This window comes from Streptomyces sp. NPDC014991 (assembly GCF_043080665.1).
Taxonomy (GTDB): Bacteria; Actinomycetota; Actinomycetes; order Streptomycetales; family Streptomycetaceae; genus Streptomyces.
Genome location: NZ_JBIBVY010000001.1, coordinates 476,172 through 493,185, shown reverse-complemented (window position 1 = coordinate 493,185; position 17,014 = coordinate 476,172). Strand labels below are relative to the sequence as shown.

General features: G+C 72.3%; 16 protein-coding genes. 5 read left to right on the top strand and 11 right to left on the bottom strand.

The window, feature by feature from the left end; translation table 11 throughout:
• From chvE to ACF1BE_RS02235, 4 genes are all read right to left on the bottom strand, one after another.
• Window positions 1–1,110, bottom strand: a complete 1,110-nt coding sequence (gene chvE / locus ACF1BE_RS02250) for a multiple monosaccharide ABC transporter substrate-binding protein (RefSeq protein WP_392197078.1) — start codon at window positions 1,108–1,110, stop codon at window positions 1–3.
• Window positions 1,111–1,114: 4 nt separating this feature from the next.
• Window positions 1,115–2,116 (bottom strand): hypothetical protein, encoded by a 1,002-nt coding sequence (locus tag ACF1BE_RS02245; RefSeq protein WP_392197077.1) that lies wholly within the window; start codon window positions 2,114–2,116, stop codon window positions 1,115–1,117.
• A 113-nt stretch (window positions 2,117–2,229) separates the two neighbouring features.
• Entirely contained in the window at window positions 2,230–3,234 is a 1,005-nt protein-coding gene (locus ACF1BE_RS02240) for a zinc-binding dehydrogenase (RefSeq protein ID WP_392197076.1), read from the bottom strand.
• Window positions 3,231–4,388 (bottom strand): mandelate racemase/muconate lactonizing enzyme family protein, encoded by a 1,158-nt coding sequence (locus ACF1BE_RS02235; RefSeq protein ID WP_392197075.1) that lies wholly within the window; start codon window positions 4,386–4,388, stop codon window positions 3,231–3,233. The genes ACF1BE_RS02240 and ACF1BE_RS02235 overlap by 4 nt, the downstream gene beginning before the upstream one ends.
• Window positions 4,389–4,588: 200 nt before the next feature.
• Here ACF1BE_RS02235 and ACF1BE_RS02230 point away from each other — a divergent pair, with 200 nt between their 5' ends.
• Window positions 4,589–5,497 (top strand): hypothetical protein, encoded by a 909-nt coding sequence (locus tag ACF1BE_RS02230; RefSeq protein ID WP_392197074.1) that lies wholly within the window; start codon window positions 4,589–4,591, stop codon window positions 5,495–5,497.
• A 358-nt stretch (window positions 5,498–5,855) separates the two neighbouring features.
• Here the strand turns inward: ACF1BE_RS02230 and ACF1BE_RS02225 are convergent, their stop codons facing one another.
• Together ACF1BE_RS02225 and ACF1BE_RS02220 are read right to left on the bottom strand one after the other, a co-directional pair.
• Entirely contained in the window at window positions 5,856–6,275 is a 420-nt protein-coding gene (locus ACF1BE_RS02225; RefSeq protein ID WP_392197073.1) for an organic hydroperoxide resistance protein, read from the bottom strand.
• A gap of 133 nt (window positions 6,276–6,408) precedes the next feature.
• A complete protein-coding gene (locus ACF1BE_RS02220; RefSeq protein WP_392197072.1) occupies window positions 6,409–7,407 on the bottom strand; it encodes an NADP-dependent oxidoreductase in 999 nt (332 codons plus the stop codon).
• A gap of 88 nt (window positions 7,408–7,495) precedes the next feature.
• Here ACF1BE_RS02220 and ACF1BE_RS02215 point away from each other — a divergent pair, with 88 nt between their 5' ends.
• Window positions 7,496–7,933, top strand: a complete 438-nt coding sequence (locus tag ACF1BE_RS02215) for a MarR family transcriptional regulator (RefSeq protein ID WP_362222731.1) — start codon at window positions 7,496–7,498, stop codon at window positions 7,931–7,933.
• A 37-nt stretch (window positions 7,934–7,970) separates the two neighbouring features.
• Window positions 7,971–8,777 carry an EI24 domain-containing protein gene (locus ACF1BE_RS02210; RefSeq protein ID WP_392197071.1) on the top strand — a complete coding sequence of 269 codons (807 nt, stop codon included), beginning with the start codon at window positions 7,971–7,973 and terminating at the stop codon, window positions 8,775–8,777.
• 10 nt (window positions 8,778–8,787) lie between these two features.
• Here the strand turns inward: ACF1BE_RS02210 and ACF1BE_RS02205 are convergent, their stop codons facing one another.
• Both ACF1BE_RS02205 and ACF1BE_RS02200 read right to left on the bottom strand, forming a co-directional pair.
• A complete protein-coding gene (locus tag ACF1BE_RS02205) occupies window positions 8,788–10,056 on the bottom strand; it encodes a pyroglutamyl peptidase (RefSeq protein ID WP_392197070.1) in 1,269 nt (422 codons plus the stop codon).
• Window positions 10,057–10,279: 223 nt separating this feature from the next.
• A complete protein-coding gene (locus ACF1BE_RS02200; protein ID WP_392197069.1) occupies window positions 10,280–10,432 on the bottom strand; it encodes a hypothetical protein in 153 nt (50 codons plus the stop codon).
• Between the two features lie 54 nt (window positions 10,433–10,486).
• Between ACF1BE_RS02200 and ACF1BE_RS02195 the strand changes: the two genes are divergently transcribed.
• Window positions 10,487–12,928 (top strand): glycoside hydrolase family 3 protein, encoded by a 2,442-nt coding sequence (locus ACF1BE_RS02195; RefSeq protein WP_392197068.1) that lies wholly within the window; start codon window positions 10,487–10,489, stop codon window positions 12,926–12,928.
• 81 nt (window positions 12,929–13,009) lie between these two features.
• Here the strand turns inward: ACF1BE_RS02195 and ACF1BE_RS02190 are convergent, their stop codons facing one another.
• Window positions 13,010–14,002 carry an aldose epimerase family protein gene (locus ACF1BE_RS02190; protein WP_392197067.1) on the bottom strand — a complete coding sequence of 331 codons (993 nt, stop codon included), beginning with the start codon at window positions 14,000–14,002 and terminating at the stop codon, window positions 13,010–13,012.
• Window positions 14,003–14,016: 14 nt separating this feature from the next.
• Window positions 14,017–14,898 (bottom strand): SGNH/GDSL hydrolase family protein, encoded by an 882-nt coding sequence (locus tag ACF1BE_RS02185; RefSeq protein WP_392197066.1) that lies wholly within the window; start codon window positions 14,896–14,898, stop codon window positions 14,017–14,019.
• 255 nt (window positions 14,899–15,153) lie between these two features.
• Between ACF1BE_RS02185 and ACF1BE_RS02180 the strand changes: the two genes are divergently transcribed.
• A complete protein-coding gene (locus ACF1BE_RS02180) occupies window positions 15,154–15,648 on the top strand; it encodes a DUF3145 domain-containing protein (RefSeq protein ID WP_392197065.1) in 495 nt (164 codons plus the stop codon).
• Window positions 15,649–15,714: 66 nt separating this feature from the next.
• Here ACF1BE_RS02180 and fabF read toward each other — a convergent pair whose 3' ends face one another.
• Window positions 15,715–16,977 (bottom strand): beta-ketoacyl-ACP synthase II, encoded by a 1,263-nt coding sequence (fabF, locus tag ACF1BE_RS02175; RefSeq protein ID WP_392197064.1) that lies wholly within the window; start codon window positions 16,975–16,977, stop codon window positions 15,715–15,717.
• Between the last annotated feature and the right edge of the window lie 37 nt (window positions 16,978–17,014).

The following is a 17,014-nucleotide window of genomic DNA, read 5'->3' as shown; positions in this document are numbered from 1 at the left end:
CTACTTCAGCTGGGCGGCCGTGTAGTAGCCGCCCTTGACGAGCACGTCCTCGTAGTTGTTCTTGTCGACACTGACCGGCTGGAGCAGGTAGGCGGGGACGACCTTGCTGCCGTTGTCGTAGGACTTGACGTCGTTGACCTGCGGCTTCTTGCCCTTCAGGACGTCGTCGACCATCGTGGAGGCCACCTCGGCGAGCTTGCGGAGGTCCTTGTAGACGGTCTGCGTCTGCTGTCCGCCGATGATCGACTTCACGGAGGCGAGTTCGGCGTCCTGGCCGGTGATGACCGGCAGCGGCCTGTTCCCGGAGCCGTAGCCGTCCGACTTCAGGGCCGACAGGATGCCGATGGAGATGCCGTCGTACGGCGAGAGGACCGCGTCGACCCGCTCGCTCTTGTACGAGGAGGTGAGGATGTCGTCCATGCGCCGCTGGGCGGTGGCGCCGTCCCAGCGCAGGGTGGTGACCTTGTTGAGTGCGGTCTGGCCGGACCGGACGACGAGCTGCTTCTTGTCCATGTACGGCTTCAGGACGCTCATCGCGCCGTTGAAGAAGTACCGGGTGTTGTTGTCGTCGTTGGAACCGGCGAACAGCTCGATGTTGAACGGGCCCTTCTTGCCGCTGTCCAGGCCGAGCTTGTGCACGATGTACGAGCCCTGGAGCCTGCCGACCTTCTCGTTGTCGAAGGAGGCGTAGTAGTCGACGTTCTCGGTGCCGAGGATCAGCCGGTCGTAGGAGATGACCGGGATGTTGGCGTCCGCGGCCTGCTGGAGGACGCTGTCCAGGGACTTGTTGTCGATGGCCGCGACGATCAGGCCCTTGACGCCCTGGGTGATCAGGTTCTCTATCTGCGAGACCTGCTGCTCCGGGTCGTCCTCGCCGTAGACCAGCTTGGTCTTGTAGCCCTTGGCCTCCAGGTCCTTCACGACGTTCTTGCCGTCGGAGATCCAGCGCTCGGAGGATTTGGTCGGCATCGCGATGCCGATGGTGGCGCCCTTGGTGTCGCCGGGCTTCTCCTTGCTGCCGCCCTCGCCGCTCTGCCCGCAGGCGGTCAGGGTCAGGGCGAGCGAGGCGGCGGCGGCTGTCGCGGCGAGTGCGGCTCTGCGGTTGCGCATGGGATCAGTCCTTGTCGATCTCGGCGTGGAGGGGAGCGGATGCTTCGACGGGGAAGCGGTGGAGCGGTCCGGGCAGCCGGGAGCCGAGCGGCGCCATGCCGTCGTCCGCGCCGTGCCGGGCGAGCAGGTCCAGGGCGAGCCGGCCGCGCCGCACCCGCTCCCGGGCGGTGTTCAGGGTCAGGTCCCTGAGGTGGGTGCCCCACGGGTAGATGCCGGGGGCCTTGGACAGGCCGAACTTCAGGTAGAGCGGGGCGCCGCGGCGGATCAGCTCGGCGACCTCGTACATCCGGATGTAGCCGCCCAGGTCGTCGGGGGCCTCGATGTACATGTCCATGGGGGCGCCGGACACCCGGCGGATCTCGGTGAGGTGGTCCAGCGTCAGGTCGCTGGGCACGTTGACGGAGTCGGCGCCGAGCCGCTCGTAGACGGCGTACGAGGCCGGGTTGACGGGGCCGATCAGCGCCGACACCTTCAGCGTGGTGTCGGCCGGGATGATCCCCGCCTCGCGGGCCCGGTGCAGGGTCCACAGCACGCCCTCGTCGGCCACGAGCAGGCACTGGACGCCCAGTTCGGTGGCGCGGACGGCGTCCTCGACGCAGCCGGCCACGGCGTCGTGGCCCCGGGCGCGCAGTCCGGCCCCCCGCGAGTCGGACCGTACCGAGCCGCCGATGTCCCAGGTGCCGCGCGGGCCGGTGAACAGGCACAGTTCGATGCCGCGTTCGGCGGTGGCGTCCACCATCTCGGTGATCTCGGCGTCGGTGAGCATCCACACGCCGCTGCCCTGGCTGATCCGGTGGATCGGCACGTCGAGGCGCGAGGCCTCCTTGAGGATGACGGCCAGCGCTTCGGGCCCCTCGCACGAGGGGATCTCGGTGCGCCAGCGGCCACCGCCCGGGAAGGCGCGGGCGGAGGCGTCGGCGGGGTCGAGGGCGGGCGCCCCCAGGCCGAGTGCGGCGAGCACCTGCTCGCCGGGCCTGCGGACTGCCGGGGCGGAAGCGTCGGTCACAAGCTGTCCTTCGTGTTCGATATTTCGGACAAGGTTCGCGGCTGTGGGTACGGCAAGGCGCCGGTGGTACGCCGGCCGGGGCGCCGTCAGGTCACGCCCCGGCCGGCGCACGACTAGGGGCGGAGCAGCACCTTGCCCACCGCCGGATCGCCGGCCCCGACCAGCTCGATGGCCCGCGAGAACTCGGCCAGCGGCAGCTCGTGCGTGACCAGCGGCAGCGGGTCCAGCAGCCCGGCGCCGAACACCCGCACCGCGTGTGCCCAGGCGTCCGGCGGCGCCCCGAAGACCGTGTGCACCTCCAGCTGCCGTACGACGAGATCGGTCGGGTCCAGCCCGTCCGCGCCCGGCGCCGGGATACCGGTGAGGACCAGGCGCCCGCCGCGCCGCAGCAGTGCGGCGGCGGTGCGCGCGGCGGACGCGGACCCGGCGGTCTCGATCACCACGTCGAAGCCGGCGGGCAGTTCCTCGTCCCGGAGCCGGAAGCCGGTGGCCCCGAACCGCCGTGACAGTGCCTCCCGGTCGTCGCGCGTGCCCACGACGAGCAGCTCCGCCGGCGAGACGGCCTTGAGGAACTGCACGGCGAACATGCCCAGCGTGCCCGTGCCGACCACCGCGACCCGCTCACCCGGCCGGGCGTTCGCCTTCAGCGCGGCGGCGGCGACACAGGCGGCCGGCTCCAGCAGCGCGGCGGCCGTCAGGTCGGCGTCGTCGGGCAGGACGTGCAGCAACCGGGCGGGGAGGGTCAGCGTGGCCGCCATGGCGCCGGGCCGGGTGAACCCGGTCTCCTCGTACCCGGCCGTGCACAGCGTGGTCTCGCCCGCGTGACAGCGCTCGCACACCTGGCAGTTGCGGAAGCCCTCGCCGACGACCTTGCGGCCGGCGAGCGCGCCGGGCACCCCGGCCCCCACCGCGGTGACCGTCCCCGACCACTCGTGGCCGGGCGTGAGCGGGTAACGCACGTACCCCTCGGGCCGGTTGCCCTGGTACACCTCGCGGTCGCTGCCGCAGATGCCGACCGCGTGCACGGCCACCAGCGCCTCACCGGGGGCGGGATCGCGGGGGGTGTGGGCCTGCACCCGGTGGACTCCGGGCGCCTCGACCAGGATCTGGGAACTCACTGAGTGCCCTTCGGCTTGCGCTGCTCCCAGCCCTCGGCCCACAGGTCGAACCGGGCCTGCTGCTGCGGGAACTCGGCCGCCGCGTCGACGTCCAGCTCCACGCCGAGACCGGGCGCGTCGGACAGGTGGAAGTACCCGTCCACGACCTCCGGCGCCCCCTTGACCACCTTCTTGATCTCCGCGTCGGCGAAGTCGTTGAAGTGCTCCAGGATCTTGAAGTTCGGGGAGGTGAAGCCGACCTGGAGGGAGGCGGCGGTGAGCACCGACCCGCCCACGTTGTGCGGGGCGACCAGCATGTAGTGCGTCTCGGCGGTCGCGGCGAGCTTCCGGGTCTCCCAGATGCCGCCGATGTGGCCGACGTCGGGCTGGATGATGTCCACGGACTGGCTGTCGAACAGCTCGCGGAACTCGATCCGGTCGTGGATGCGTTCACCGGTGGCGACCGGGATGTCGACCTTGGCCGCGACCTTCTCCAGCGCCTTGAGGTTCTCCGGCGGCACCGGCTCCTCCAGCCAGGCCGGCTTGAACGGCGCCATCTCCTTCGCCAGCCGGACGGCGGTGGCGGGGGAGAAGCGGCCGTGCATCTCCAGCATCAGCTCGGCCTCCGGGCCGATGGCGTCCCGTACGGCCTCGATGAGCGAGACGGCGTACGAGGTCTCCTGATGGTCCAGTTCGAAGTGCCCGGTGCCGAACGGGTCGATCTTCAGCGCCCGGTAGCCGCGCTCCATGACGCCCTGAGCGGCCTTGTGGTACGCCTCCGGGGTGCGCTCGGTGGTGTACCAGCCGTTGGCGTACGCCTTGACCTTGTCGGTGACCTTCCCGCCGAGCAGCTGCCACACCGGTACGCCCAGGGCCTTGCCCTTGATGTCCCAGCAGGCCATCTCGACGACCGCGATGCCCGACATGACGATCTCGCCGGCGCGGCCGTAGTCGCCGTACTTCATCCGGCGTACCAGGTCCTCGACGGCGAACGGGTCCGATCCGAGAATGTGGTTGGCCTCGGCCTCCCGCAGGTAACCGATCAGCGCGTCGGTGTGACCGAGCATCCGGGTCTCGCCGACACCCGTGATCCCCTCGTCGGTGTGCACCTGGACGTAGGTCAGGTTCCGCCACGGTGTACCGACCACGTGCGTGCTGATTCCGGTGATGCGCACGACAGTTGCCCCTCAGCTGTTCGAAATTTCGTCACACGTTCGAAATGCTGGCGTGACAGTAAGGACGGTGCGGTAGGGGTGTCAATGGGTCGAACAGGTAACGGTTTCGGCACGGCTCGCAGGAACTCTCTCGGTCCCGCACGAAACCTTCACAGCGTCACCTGGAAGCCGGGTCGCGCGGACCTTAGTCTTCCGGCGTCATGAACTTCTGTCACCCGTGCCAACGGCACCTCAACGGCGCCCTGGCCTGCCCCGGGTGCGGATCGCCGGCCACGTACGCACCGACCCCACCGACGGCGTACGAGGCATACGCCTACCCGCCCCCGGAGCACACGGACCGGCCCGCCGAAGCCGTCGGGGGGTACGCCTACGGGGAGCCGCAAACCACGGACCGGCCCGCCGAAGCGACCGGGGGGTACCAGTACGGCGAGCCGGAGCGCACGGATCAGCTCACGGAAGCCGTCGAGGGCGCCGAGGACGTCGAGGACGCCGAGGACGTCGAGAACGCCGAGGACGTCGAGAACGTCGAGGATGCCGTCGCGCCCACCGGCCGGCGGGCCCGTGGCCGGGCCGAGGACAGCCGGCGCGACCGCAAGGCCGCCGCGCATCGCCGCCGGCGCCGCCGTACGGCCCTGGTCGCCGCCGGGTTCGTCCTCGCGGCGGGCGGCCTCAGCCTCGCCGAACTGGGCACGGACATGCCCTTCTCGCCCTTCTCGCCATTCACGGCGGACACGCCGGCCCCCGCCGGGGAGGCGTCGGCGGACGGAGGTGCCTCAACGGCGGCACCGGCCCGCGCGGCGGACCCCCTGGACGACGTCTCCGGTGCGACCCCGGGCGCGCGCCGCTCCGCGTCCGCCTCGGAGTCCGCCTCCGCGTCCGCCTCGGAGTCCCCGAAGGACAAGGGTTCCGCATCCCCGTCCGCCCAGGACACCGGCAAGGCCGATCAACCGTCGACGACACCTTCCGTTACGGCCACTGCGGGCGACCCCGCACCCCCGGCCGCCACCCAGCCCACCCCCACCCCGACGGACACCCCCACGACCACGGCCCCCACCCCGGCCCCGACCCCCACCAGGACCTGCGACCGCTTCCTCTGGTGGTGCAGCTGACCACCCCGCCCCTGTGCGACGGACAGCAGGGCCAACCCGGCCAGGGGCGCGGGGAACGGCGCGACAAGCCCACGACGACCCGCGGCCAACAACGCGCCGCCCCCACCCCGCACATCCCGGCCAACGGCAGGGCCAACCCCCTCAGGGGCGCGGGGAACGGCGCGACAAGCCCACGACGACCCGCGGCCGGCAGCTCACCGCACCCCGCACACGACGCCCCGCTCCCGCAGGGACCCCGCACACGACGCCCCGCTCCCGCAGGGACCCCGCACACGACGCCCCGCTCCCGCAGGGACCCCGCACACGACGCCCCGCCCCCGCAGGCACCCCGCAGGGACCCCGTACGCAACGACGACCGTCAGACCAGCGTCACGGTGATGTTCCCGCGCGTGGCCTTCGAGTAGGGGCACACCTGGTGCGCCTTCGCGACCAGCGCCCGCGCCACGGCCTCGTCGGCGTTCGGGATGCTCGCCGAGATCTCCACGATGATCCCGAACCCGTCCTCGTTCCTGCCGATACCGACCTTGGCGGTGACGGTGGACCCGGACACGTCGGCGCCCTCCTGTCGCGCGACGACACCGAGCGCCCCCTGGAAGCAGGCGCTGTACCCCGCGGCGAACAGCTGCTCCGGATTGGTGCCGGCGCCGTTGCCGCCCATCTCCTTCGGCGGGTTCACGACGACGTCGAGCGCCCCGTCGTCGGTGGCGACCCGCCCGTCGCGGCCGTTCTCGGCGGTGGCGACGGCGGTGTACAGGACGTCGGACTGCGTGATGGGCATGCGATTGTCCTCCTCTTCGGTCCGCCGCGACTCGCGCCCACGATCACCGACGGATTTCGGAAAGAATTTACCGCATGTCGAAATCAACGGGAAGGCCGCCCGAGAAGGGGGCGGCCACCGCGGAAGGGCTCCGTCAGAGCTTGACGACCATCTTCCCGACGTTGTCGCCCCGCAGGACCCCGAGGAACGCCTCCAGGTTGTTCTCGATGCCCTCGGCCACGGTCTCGCGGTACTTCAGCGCACCCGAGGCGACCCACGGGCCGACCTCCTGGACGAACTGGGACTGGAGGTCGTAGTGGTCGCCGACCAGGAAGCCCTCGATCCGGCCGCGGGTCTGGATCAACCGGGCGAGGTTCTTCGGGCCGGGGGCGGGCTCGGTGTTGTTGTAGACCGAGATCATGCCGCAGACGGCGATCCGGCCGCCCTGGTTCAGCGAGCCGATGGCGGCCTCGAGGTGGTCGCCGCCGACGTTGTCGAAGTAGACGTCGATGCCGTCGGGCGCCGCCTGCCGCAGCTGCTCGGCGACCGGGCCGCTCTTGTAGTTGAACGCGGCGTCGAAGCCGTACTCCTCCACCAGGAGCCTGACCTTCTCGTCGGACCCGGCGGAGCCGATGACCCGGGAGGCGCCCTTGAGCTTGGCGATCTGCCCGACCTGGCTGCCGACGGCACCCGCCGCTCCGGACACGAAGACGGCGTCGCCCTCCTTGAAGGAGGCGGTGCGCAGCAGGCCGGCGTAGGCGGTCAGTCCGGTCATGCCGAGGACGCCGAGGTACGTCGAGAGCGGCGCGGCCTCGGGGTCGACCTTGACGGCATGCTTGGCGTCCAGGGCCGCGTACTCGCGCCAGCCGAAGAAGTGCAGGACGTGGTCGCCGGCGGAGATCCCCTCGGCGCGGGACTCGATCACCTCGCCGACCGCACCGCCCTGCATGACCTTGCCCAGTTCGAACGGGGCGGTGTACGACTTCGCGGCACTCATCCGGCCACGCATGTACGGGTCGACGGAGAGGTACTTGTTCCGCACCAGCACCTGACCCTCACCCGGGGCCGGGACCGGTGCCTCGACGAGGGCGAAGTCCTCGGGCTTGGGCCAGCCGACGGGACGGCTGAGCAGGTGCCACTCGCGGTTGATCATGACAGCGCCTTTCCTTTTACTTCAGTACCTGAAACAACCATGCTCATGGATATTTCATGATGTCAAGTAACCGGGTATCCTGGTGGGTATGTCCACCCCATCGAAGCCCCCCCGCCCCGACGCGCTCACCCTGGAGGTCGTCGAGCTGATCGGGGACGTCGTGGCCCGCTTCTACGCGGACTACGAGAAGGCGGCGGGCGAACACGCGCTGACCGGCCCGCAGGCCCGCCTCCTCAGCCTGCTCTCGCTGGAACCGCTGCCCATGCGCAAGCTGGCGCAGAAGCTGAAGTGCGAGCCGTCCAACGTGACCGGGATCGTGGACCGGCTGGAGGCCCGCGGGCTGGCGGAGCGCCGCCCCGATCCGGCCGACCGCCGGGTGAAGGTGGCCGCCGCCACCGAGGAGGGCCGGCGCGTGGCCCGGGACCTCCGCGAGGGCCTGCACTTCGCCCGCGAGCCCCTCGCCGGCCTGTCCGAGGAGCAGCGCCGCTCCCTGCGGGACCTGCTCCGCCGCATGCTGGACGACTGAGGATCCGCCCCGCCGCCGAGCCAGTAAAGTCCTTGTCATGCGCGATCTCGGGGTGGGTTTCGGTTATCTGCTGAAGGGCCAGCGGTGGGTGGCCCGGCACGGACGGCAGTACGGGTTCGGGCTGCTGCCCGGACTGATCACGCTGGTGCTGTACGCCGCCGCGCTGGTCGCGCTCGCCCTGTGGGGCGAGGACGCGGTCAGCTGGGCGACCCCGTTCGCGGACGACTGGTCCAGCCCCTGGCAGGGCCTGTTCCGCGGCCTCCTGACCGCCGTCCTGTTCGCACTCGGCCTGCTGCTGGCCGTGCTGACGTTCACGGCCGTCACCCTGCTGGTCGGCCAGCCCTTCTACGAGAACCTGTCGGAGAAGGCCGACGCCGACGTCTCGCCCGACGGCACCGCGCCCCGTTCGGACCTCCCGCTCTGGCGCGAACTGTGGATCTCCGCCCGCGACAGCCTGCGCGTCCTGGTCCGCGCCGCTCTGTGGGGCGTGCTGCTCTTCGCCCTCGGCTTCCTGCCGTTCGTCGGGCAGACCGTCGTCCCCGTGCTCGGCTTCTTCGTCACCGGCTTCTTCCTCACCGAGGAACTCGCCGCCGTGGCGCTCCAGCGCCGAGGTGTCGACCTGCGCGCCCGCCTCGCCCTGCTCCGCTCCCGCAAGAGCCTGGTCTGGGGCTTCGGCACCCCCTTGGGCCTGGCCTTCCTGGTTCCGTTCGTCGCGGTGTTCCTGATGCCGGGCGCGGTGGCCGGCGCCACGTTCCTCGCCCGCGACCTGCTGGGCGAGGAGAGCGCCGCCGACGTGTCCGCGGCCACCGTCGGGCAGCCGGACACGGAGGACGCCCCCCGCTGACCCGGGTGCGTCAGCCGTGCGCCGCCCGCGCCGTGGCAGCTACCGCGACCGTCACGACGGACCGCACCTGAGCGATGATGTCCAGCCGGTTCCGTACGAACTCCGGGTCGGTCACCGCACCCGTCGCCGGGTCGGTGTTACCGGTGCCGAACGTCAGCACGGGCGTGTGCACATGCCCGCCGGGCAGGGTGTCGTGCAGCCCGAGCCGGTCCCGCAGCAGCGTGGCCCGGTAGGCGATCTCGTTGGAGAGGTAGTCGCCGCCGCCCCCGGCCCGGGCGGTGGAGCCGGGGGTCGGCCCGTCCGGCCGTACGACGGGGTCCGTGCCTCCCGCGGGGATCTCGGTGACCTCGGTGTGGTCGTAGACGGGGAAGCGTCCCGTCCGGGCGGCCACGACGGTGGCGTACGGCAGGGTCGTGCTCGTCCACTGCGGCTGCGAGGCCGGGTCGGCGACCGGGACGGTCTCCGTCCGCGAGACGTCGTCGTTGTCCGGGAAGCCGCCCCGCCAGGCGCCGTTGGTGCGCTCGATGTCGAACCGGCCGACGCGGCCCTGGCTCACGGTCGTGAACAGGTCCACCTGGGGCAGGTACGGCCGCAGGGCGCGCTCCACCGTGCCTCCGGCGAAATCCCGCCAGCGCACCGGGAACACGGCGGTCTCCACGCGCGCCGGCCCCCGGTCGGTCCGGATCACCGTGCCGTCCAGTGCGAGCGCGCTCGCCCCCGACGGGTTGGAGATGCGGATGTCCCGGTCGAGCGTGAAGGGGTCGAAGCCGGTGAGCAGCACGCGCCGCAGGTGCCTCGCCCGGGGGTAGCGGATGCCGGTCTGCCCGCGCGAGGTGCGCTCCAACTCGGACAGCAGCGCGTCCCGTTGCCCGCCGGTCAACCCGAACCCGGGTTCCCATCCGCGCAGTTCCCGGCTCATCCCCAGCCGCGCCCAGTACAGCGGCCGATCGTCGTCCCTGCTCAGGTCACCCCCCGCCGGCCCCCGCCCCTGCGCCCGCGCCACGGCCCGTCGCCACAGCGCGGTCCCCTCCCGGACGACGAGGCGGCGGGCCTGCGCGTAGGAGTGCGCGCCCTCCAGCCCGCGGCGGAAACCGGGCGCCACCCCGTCGAATCCGGAGCGCCGCAGGATCTCCCGCGGTACGGCCTGGTCGAGCCGCTGTTCCTCGACGGTGGCGGAGGGCGCCGCAGCCGGACCGGCGCAGGCCACGGTGGCGGGGGCGGACAGGCCGGTCAGCAGGGCCAGACCGACGAAGCCGAGGCGAAGACATATGCGGGTCAAGGGAGTTCGGGTCCTTCCGTCGCTGTGGGGCGCGTGATGCGGTGGACGGCGGCAGTATGACGCGACGGGAGTTTCCGGCGCCATGCCACCGACCGCGGTCGAGTACGTGGCGCCGCCGACCGGAGGTCGAGGCGGGCGCGCCGCTGGGACCGCCTGCTCCCCCCTCCTCGACCGCGCCCTGACCGCCGGCTGAGGCCCGAGCGCCGCGGGAGGGCCCGCCCGCTCAGGCCGCCGGCTCGCCCGGCAGCCGCAGGAAGCCGCGGAACGCGCCCGGCATGCCGACCGGCTCCGGGTCCGACAGGCCCTGCCGCGTCGGTCCCACCCCCTGGGCCACCGGGGCCGGGCTCGCATCCCGGTAACCGCGCTCGGCGATCACCTGCCCGGATGCACGATGGAGGCACCTGCACGGACCCGACGGAGAGGAACCGCGATGGCGGGAGCCCAGCCCACCCCGGCCGACCAGGCCCGCGAGGCGGTCGTGGAGGCCGCCCTGCGCACCCTCGACCTCGACACCAAGGCACGCCTCCTGGCCGGCCAGGACATGTGGAGCCTGCCCGCACTGCCCGGGATCGGCCTGAGGTCCCTCGTCATGTCCGACGGCCCGATCGGCGTCCGCGGCGTGCGCTGGAGCGCCGACGACCCCTCCGTCGCCCTGCCCTCACCGACCGCGCTCGCCGCCACCTGGGACCCGGAACTGGCCCGCCGCGCCGGTGTGCTGCTCGCCCAGGAGGCCCGCCGCAAGGGCGTCCACGTCCTGCTCGCTCCCACCGTCAACCTGCACCGCTCACCGCTCGGCGGCCGCCACTTCGAGTGCTACAGCGAGGACCCGTACCTGACCGGCGTCATCGGCACCGGCTACGTGTCGGGCGTCCAGTCCGGCGGCGTCGGCACCACCGTCAAGCACTTCGTCGCCAACGACGCCGAGACCGACCGCCTCACGGTCGACAACCTGGTCCCCGCACGCGCCCTGCGCGAGCTGTACCTGGCCCCCTTCGAGGCGATCGTGCGCGACGCCGGCCCGTGGGGCGTCATGACCGCCTACAACACGGTCAACGGCACGACGATGACCGAACACCACCACCTCGTCAACGAGGTCCTGCGCGGCGAGTGGGGCTTCGACGGCGTCAACGTCTCCGACTGGACGGCCGCCCGGGACACCACCGGCGCCATCGAGGGCGGCCTGGACGTGGCCATGCCCGGCCCGCGGACCGTCTACGGCGAGGCCCTCGCCCGGGCGGTGCGGGAGGGCAGGGTCGGCGAGGCCACGGTCGACGCGGCCGTCCGCCGGGTGCTGAGACTCGCCGCCCGCGTCGGAGTCCTGGAGGGTGCCGAACCCGTGGTCGCCGCACCGCCCGCGCCGGTCGACGGCGAGGCCCTGGCCCGCGAGATCGCCCGCCGCTCCTTCGTCCTCGTGCGCAACGAACGCCACGCCCTGCCACTGAAGCCCCACGGCACCGTCGCCCTGATCGGCGCCGCCGCCCGGGACGCCCGCATCCTCGGCGGCGGCTCCGCCACCGTCTTCCCGGCCCGGATCGTCTCCCCGCTCGACGGCCTCACCGCCGCACTCGCCGACGGCACCCTCAGCTACGCCGTCGGCGCCGACCCCGTCACCGAACTCGTCGTCGCCGACGCCGGCTTCACCTTGCGGGCCGTCTGCCGCGACGCCGCCGGCCAGGTCATCGGCACCCGTTCCGCCCCCGGCGGCCTGATCCAGTGGATGGGCACCGACCTCCCCGAGGGCGTCACCCACGAGACCCTCCACACCGTCGAGCTGACCGGCACCTTCACGCCGCGCGAGTCCGGCACGCACACCTTCGGCATCAAGGGCACCGGGGACTTCACCCTCACCGTCGGCGGCACGACGTACTACGACGACGACCAGCGCCCCGGCGAGGGAGACCCCTTCGAGGCGTTCTTCGGCGCCCCCGTGCCGCGTGCCCGGGCCGAACTCACCGCGGGCGAGCCGGTCGACGTCTCCCTCACCCATGTCGTCCGGCTCCCCGACGGCCTCCCGATGAAGGCCGTCGCGTTCGCGCTCGCCCACTCCGGCCCCCGGCGCGACGCCGACGAGCTGATCGCCGAGGCCGTGGAAACAGCCCGGAATGCCGACACGGCCGTCGTCGTGGTCGCCACCACCGACCGCGTGGAGTCCGAGGGCTTCGACCGGCGCGACCTGCGGCTCCCCGGCCGCCAGGACGACCTGGTCCGCGCGGTCGCCGCCGCCAACCCGAACACGGTCGTCGTCGTCAACGCGGGCTCCCCGGTGGAACTGCCCTGGCGGGAGGAGGCCGCCGCCGTCCTGCTCGGCTGGTTCCCCGGCCAGGAGGGCGGTGCCGCCCTCGCCGACGTCCTCACCGGCGCCCACGAGCCCGGCGGCCGGCTGCCCACCACCTGGGGGTCCCTCGCCGCCGCCCCGGTCACCCAGGTCGTCCCGACCGACGGCGAACTCCGCTACGACGAGGGAGTGTTCATCGGCTACGCCGCCTGGGAGAAGGCCGGCCGCACCCCGTCGTACCCCTTCGGCCACGGCCTCGGCTACACCGACTGGGCCTACGAGTCCCTGGACGTCGACGGCACCACCGTCCGCGTCCGCCTCCGCAACACCGGTGAGCGGGCCGGCCGCGAGGTCGTCCAGATCTACGTCGCCCCGGCCGGTCCCGGCCCCGAGCGCCCCGCACGCCGACTGGCCGGTTTCACCTCCGCCGAGGCCGGCCCCGGCGAGAGCACCGAGGTGAGGGTCGAACTCCCAGGCCGGACCTTCGAGGTCTGGGACGAGACGGCGAAGGCGTGGGCGTGTGTGAAGGGTTCGTACGAGATCGCCGCCGGACGCTCGATCACCGACCGCAGGCTCACCGCACGGATTAACGTCTGATCCGGGACAAGTCCCCCACCGAGTGGGGCAGCCCCCCAGAACAGCCCCGGTCCGGGACCTGACCCCTGGACCGGGGCAACGTCACTCCCCGGACCGGTCCCGCCCCCGTACCCCGAAGCCGTACACCGTCTCGGAGCGGAAGGGGGTGCCCGGCCGGAGGGTCGTGGTGGGGAAGTCCGGGTGGTTGGGGGAGTCCGGGAAGTGCTGGGTCTCCAGGGCGATCGCGGCGCCCGGGGTGAACGGGGCGGACAGGTGGTCGGCGGTGTAGAGCTGCACGCCCGGCTCGGTCGTCGAAAGCGTCAGGACCCGGCCGGACGCGGGGTCGTACAGCTCGGCCACCTCCTCGGCCGTCTCGCTCACCCCTTTGTCCAGCACGAGGTTGTGGTCGTAGCCGGAGCCCACCACCCGGGCCGTACGGAAGTCGAGGCGGGAGCCGGTCACGTCCTCCAGCGCGCCGGTGGGGATCAGGTCCGCGTCCACCGGTGTGTACCGGGACGCGGCCAGCCGCAGCTCGTGTCCGCCCGCGTGGCCGGATCCGCTCAGGTTCCAGTACGTGTGGTTCGTCAGGCTGATGACCGTCGGCGCGTCGGTGACCGCCTCGTAGGCGATGCGGAGCGCCCCCGTGTCCGTCAGCGTGTACGTCACCGCGACCTCCAGCCGGCCGGGGAAGCCCTCCTCGCCGTGCGGGCTCACCCGGCTGAGGCGCACCCCGTGCCCGGCCGGCGTCACGTCCCACACCCGCTTGTCGAAGCCCCGTGCGCCGCCGTGCAGCGAGTTGGTGCCCTCGTTGCGCGTCAGGGCGTACGTCCGGCCGTCCAGCGGGAACCGGCCGCCCGCGATCCGGTTGGCGTACCGGCCGATGACGGCGCCCAGATACGGCTCCGGATGCTCCAGATAGCCGGCGAGGGACGGGAACCCCAGCACCACGTCCGTCACCCGTCCGGCCCCGTCCGGGACCTCCACCGACTGCACGATCCCGCCGTACGACAGCACCCGGACCCGGACACCGGCGCGCTCCAGCGTCCAGCGGTGCACCGGGGTGCCGTCGGGAAGTGTGCCGAAAAGTTCGTTCATGTGGGAACCCTAGGTCACGGATGCCTCGCCGTGATCCTCCGGTAGGCGATCTCCGCCAGCCGCGCCTGGCCGTCCGTGCTGGGATGGAACCAGTCCCACTGACTGAGCTGATCGGTGCCGAAGCGGTAGTCGTAGACCGCGTTCCCGTCGAACCGGCAGCGGCGGTCCCTGGCGCAGACGTCCTTCAGCACCGCGTTGTACGCCACCACCCGCTGCTGCACGCTGTCCCGCCGCAGCATCGCCGACCTGGACAGATCGTCCGCGTTCCCCAGCATCGACGGGCAGACGCCGAGCTTCCACACCTGCTTGCCCAGCACGTTCGTCCGGCCCTCGGACCACAGCCGCTTCAGGTTCGGCACACTCGCCACGTACACCTGCGTCCGCGGCAGCGCCGCGCGCAGGGTGCGCATCGCCTTCTCGAAGTCCGCGCGGAAGTCGGCCACCGGCGTCATCGCCGACGCCGACGACCGGCAGGCGTCGTTCGCGCCGGCCATGACCGTCACCAACTGCGGGCCGCGCCGGACCGCCTGCGCCATCTGCCCGGGCAGGTCAGCCATACGGGCGCCCGTCACCGCGTAGTTCCAGCTGCGCTCCGCCGCTCCCGGCACGCCCAGCAGCCGTACCGCCAGGCTGTCCACCCGGGCGTCACCGCCCGTCGCCCACGACACCTCCGGGCAGTCCGACAGCACCGCGCACGCGTCGAAACCGCGTGTGATGGAGTCACCGACCGCGGCGATCGACTCCGGGCTGCGGTCCCACACCGGCGGCCGGGCCGCGTGCGCCTTCGTGCCCTCCGGCGCGGCCGGGCCCCCACCGCCGTCACATCCGGCGGCGCCCAGCATGACGGCCGCCACGGCGGCGAGCACGGCCCGCGCACGGCGGCTTCGCTTTCGCATCCCTGGTGTTCCCCTCGCTCGACGGTCGGCCTCCTCCCCTGACAACGTGCGGGGGTTCCCGGCCGGCTCCCCCGGGAACGGCACACCCCCGCACAGGCGTCCCCCTGGGTGAATGGCGGTGTTTTCCTGGCAGCGGGACCGACGGTACGTCACACTCCTTGCCCCGCCGCAGGGTAGCCTCGCCATCAACGCGGCCGTCGTGCCACAGCCGCCGAAGCCAGTCCGCAAGATGTCCCGCTCTGCCCGGAGGTTCCGGTGACGACACGTGGAGTTCTGTACGTGCACTCCGCGCCGCGCGCGCTGTGCCCGCATGTCGAGTGGGCCGTCGCCGGGGTGCTCGGCACGCGCGTCAGCCTCGACTGGATCCGGCAGCCCGCCGCCCCCGGCACCTGGCGTTCGGAGTTCTCCTGGCAGGGCGAGGCCGGCACCGCCTCCAAGCTCGCCTCCGCGCTGCGCGGCTGGCGCCTGCTGCGCTTCGAGGTCACCGCCGAGCCCTGCTCCACCGCCGAGGGGGAGCGCTACAGCTGCACCCCCGGCCTCGGCATCTACCACGCCGTCACCGGCATCCACGGCGACATCCTCATCCCCGAGGACCGGCTCCGCGCGGCCCTGCAACGCAGCCAGCGGGGCGAGACGGACCTGGAGGGCGAGCTGTCCCGGCTGCTGGGCAAGCCGTGGGACGACGAACTCGAGCCGTTCCGCTACGCGGGCGAGGGCGCGCCGGTGCGCTGGCTGCACCAGGTGGTGTGAGCCCGCGGGCGGCAGACATGACGAGGGGCCCTCACCACCGGTGAGGGCCCCTCGTCAGGTGTCCGCTCAGAGGGTCCTGAACGCCAGCACCACGTTGTGCCCGCCGAACCCGAACGAGTCGTTCAGCGCGGCGATCCGGCCCTCGGGCAGCGCCCGCGCCGCACCGGTCACCACGTCCGCGTTGACCTCGGGGTCGAGGTTGTCCACGTTGATGGTCGGCGGAGCCGTACGGTTCACCAGCGCCAGGATGGACGCGACGGTCTCGACACCGCCGGCGCCACCGAGCAGGTGACCGGTCATCGACTTGGTCGCGGAGATCGCCATGTGGTCGACGTCGTCGCCGAACACCTTCCGCAGCGCCTTGATCTCGGCGACGTCGCCCTGCGGGGTCGACGTGGCGTGCGCGTTGACGTGCACGATCTCGGCCGGCTTCAGGTCCGTGCTGTCCAGCAGGTTCTGCAGCGCGTGCGCGATGCCGTTGCCGGACGGCTCCGGCTGCGTGATGTGGTGGCTGTCGGCGGAGATGCCCTGGCCGACCGCCTCGGCGTAGATCCGGGCGCCGCGGGCCTTCGCGTGCTCCTCGGACTCCAGGACGATCACGCCGGCGCCCTCACCGAGCACGAAGCCGTCACGGCCCGCGTCGTACGGCCGGGAGGCGCCCGTGGGGTCGTCGTTGTTCTTGGACATCGCCATCATGTTGCCGAACGCGGCGATGGGAAGCGGGTGGATGGCGGCCTCGGTGCCACCGGCCACGACCACGTCCGCACGCCCGGTGCGGATCATCTCGATCGCGTACCCGATGGCCTCCGCGCCCGAGGCGCAGGCCGAGACCGGGGTGTGCACACCGGCGCGGGCACCCAGCTCGATCCCGACGTTGGCCGCCGGTGAGTTGGGCATCAGCATGGGCACGGTGTGCGGGGAGACACGGCGGACGCCCTTCTCCCGGAGCACGTCGTACTGGTCCAGGAGGGTCGTCACACCGCCGATGCCGGAGGCGATGACCGCACCGAGACGGTCGGGGTTCACGGACGAGTCCTCACCGGCCCTGGCGGTGAAACCGGCGTCCTTCCATGCCTCCTGGGCGGCGATCAGCGCGAACTGCGCGGACCGGTCCAGTTTGCGGGCCTGCGGGCGGGGGATGATCTCGCCGGGCTCGACGGCGATCCGCGCGGCGATCCTGACGGGCAGCTGGGCCGCCCAGTCCTCCTCAAGGAGACCGACGCCGGACGTGCCGGCGAGGAGGGCCTCCCAGGTCGAGGCTGCGTCGCCACCCAGCGGTGTGGTTGCGCCGATACCGGTGACGACCACGGTGCGATTGGTCGGGCTCACGGGAATTCTTTCTCCAACGGATACGGGATTCGACGGC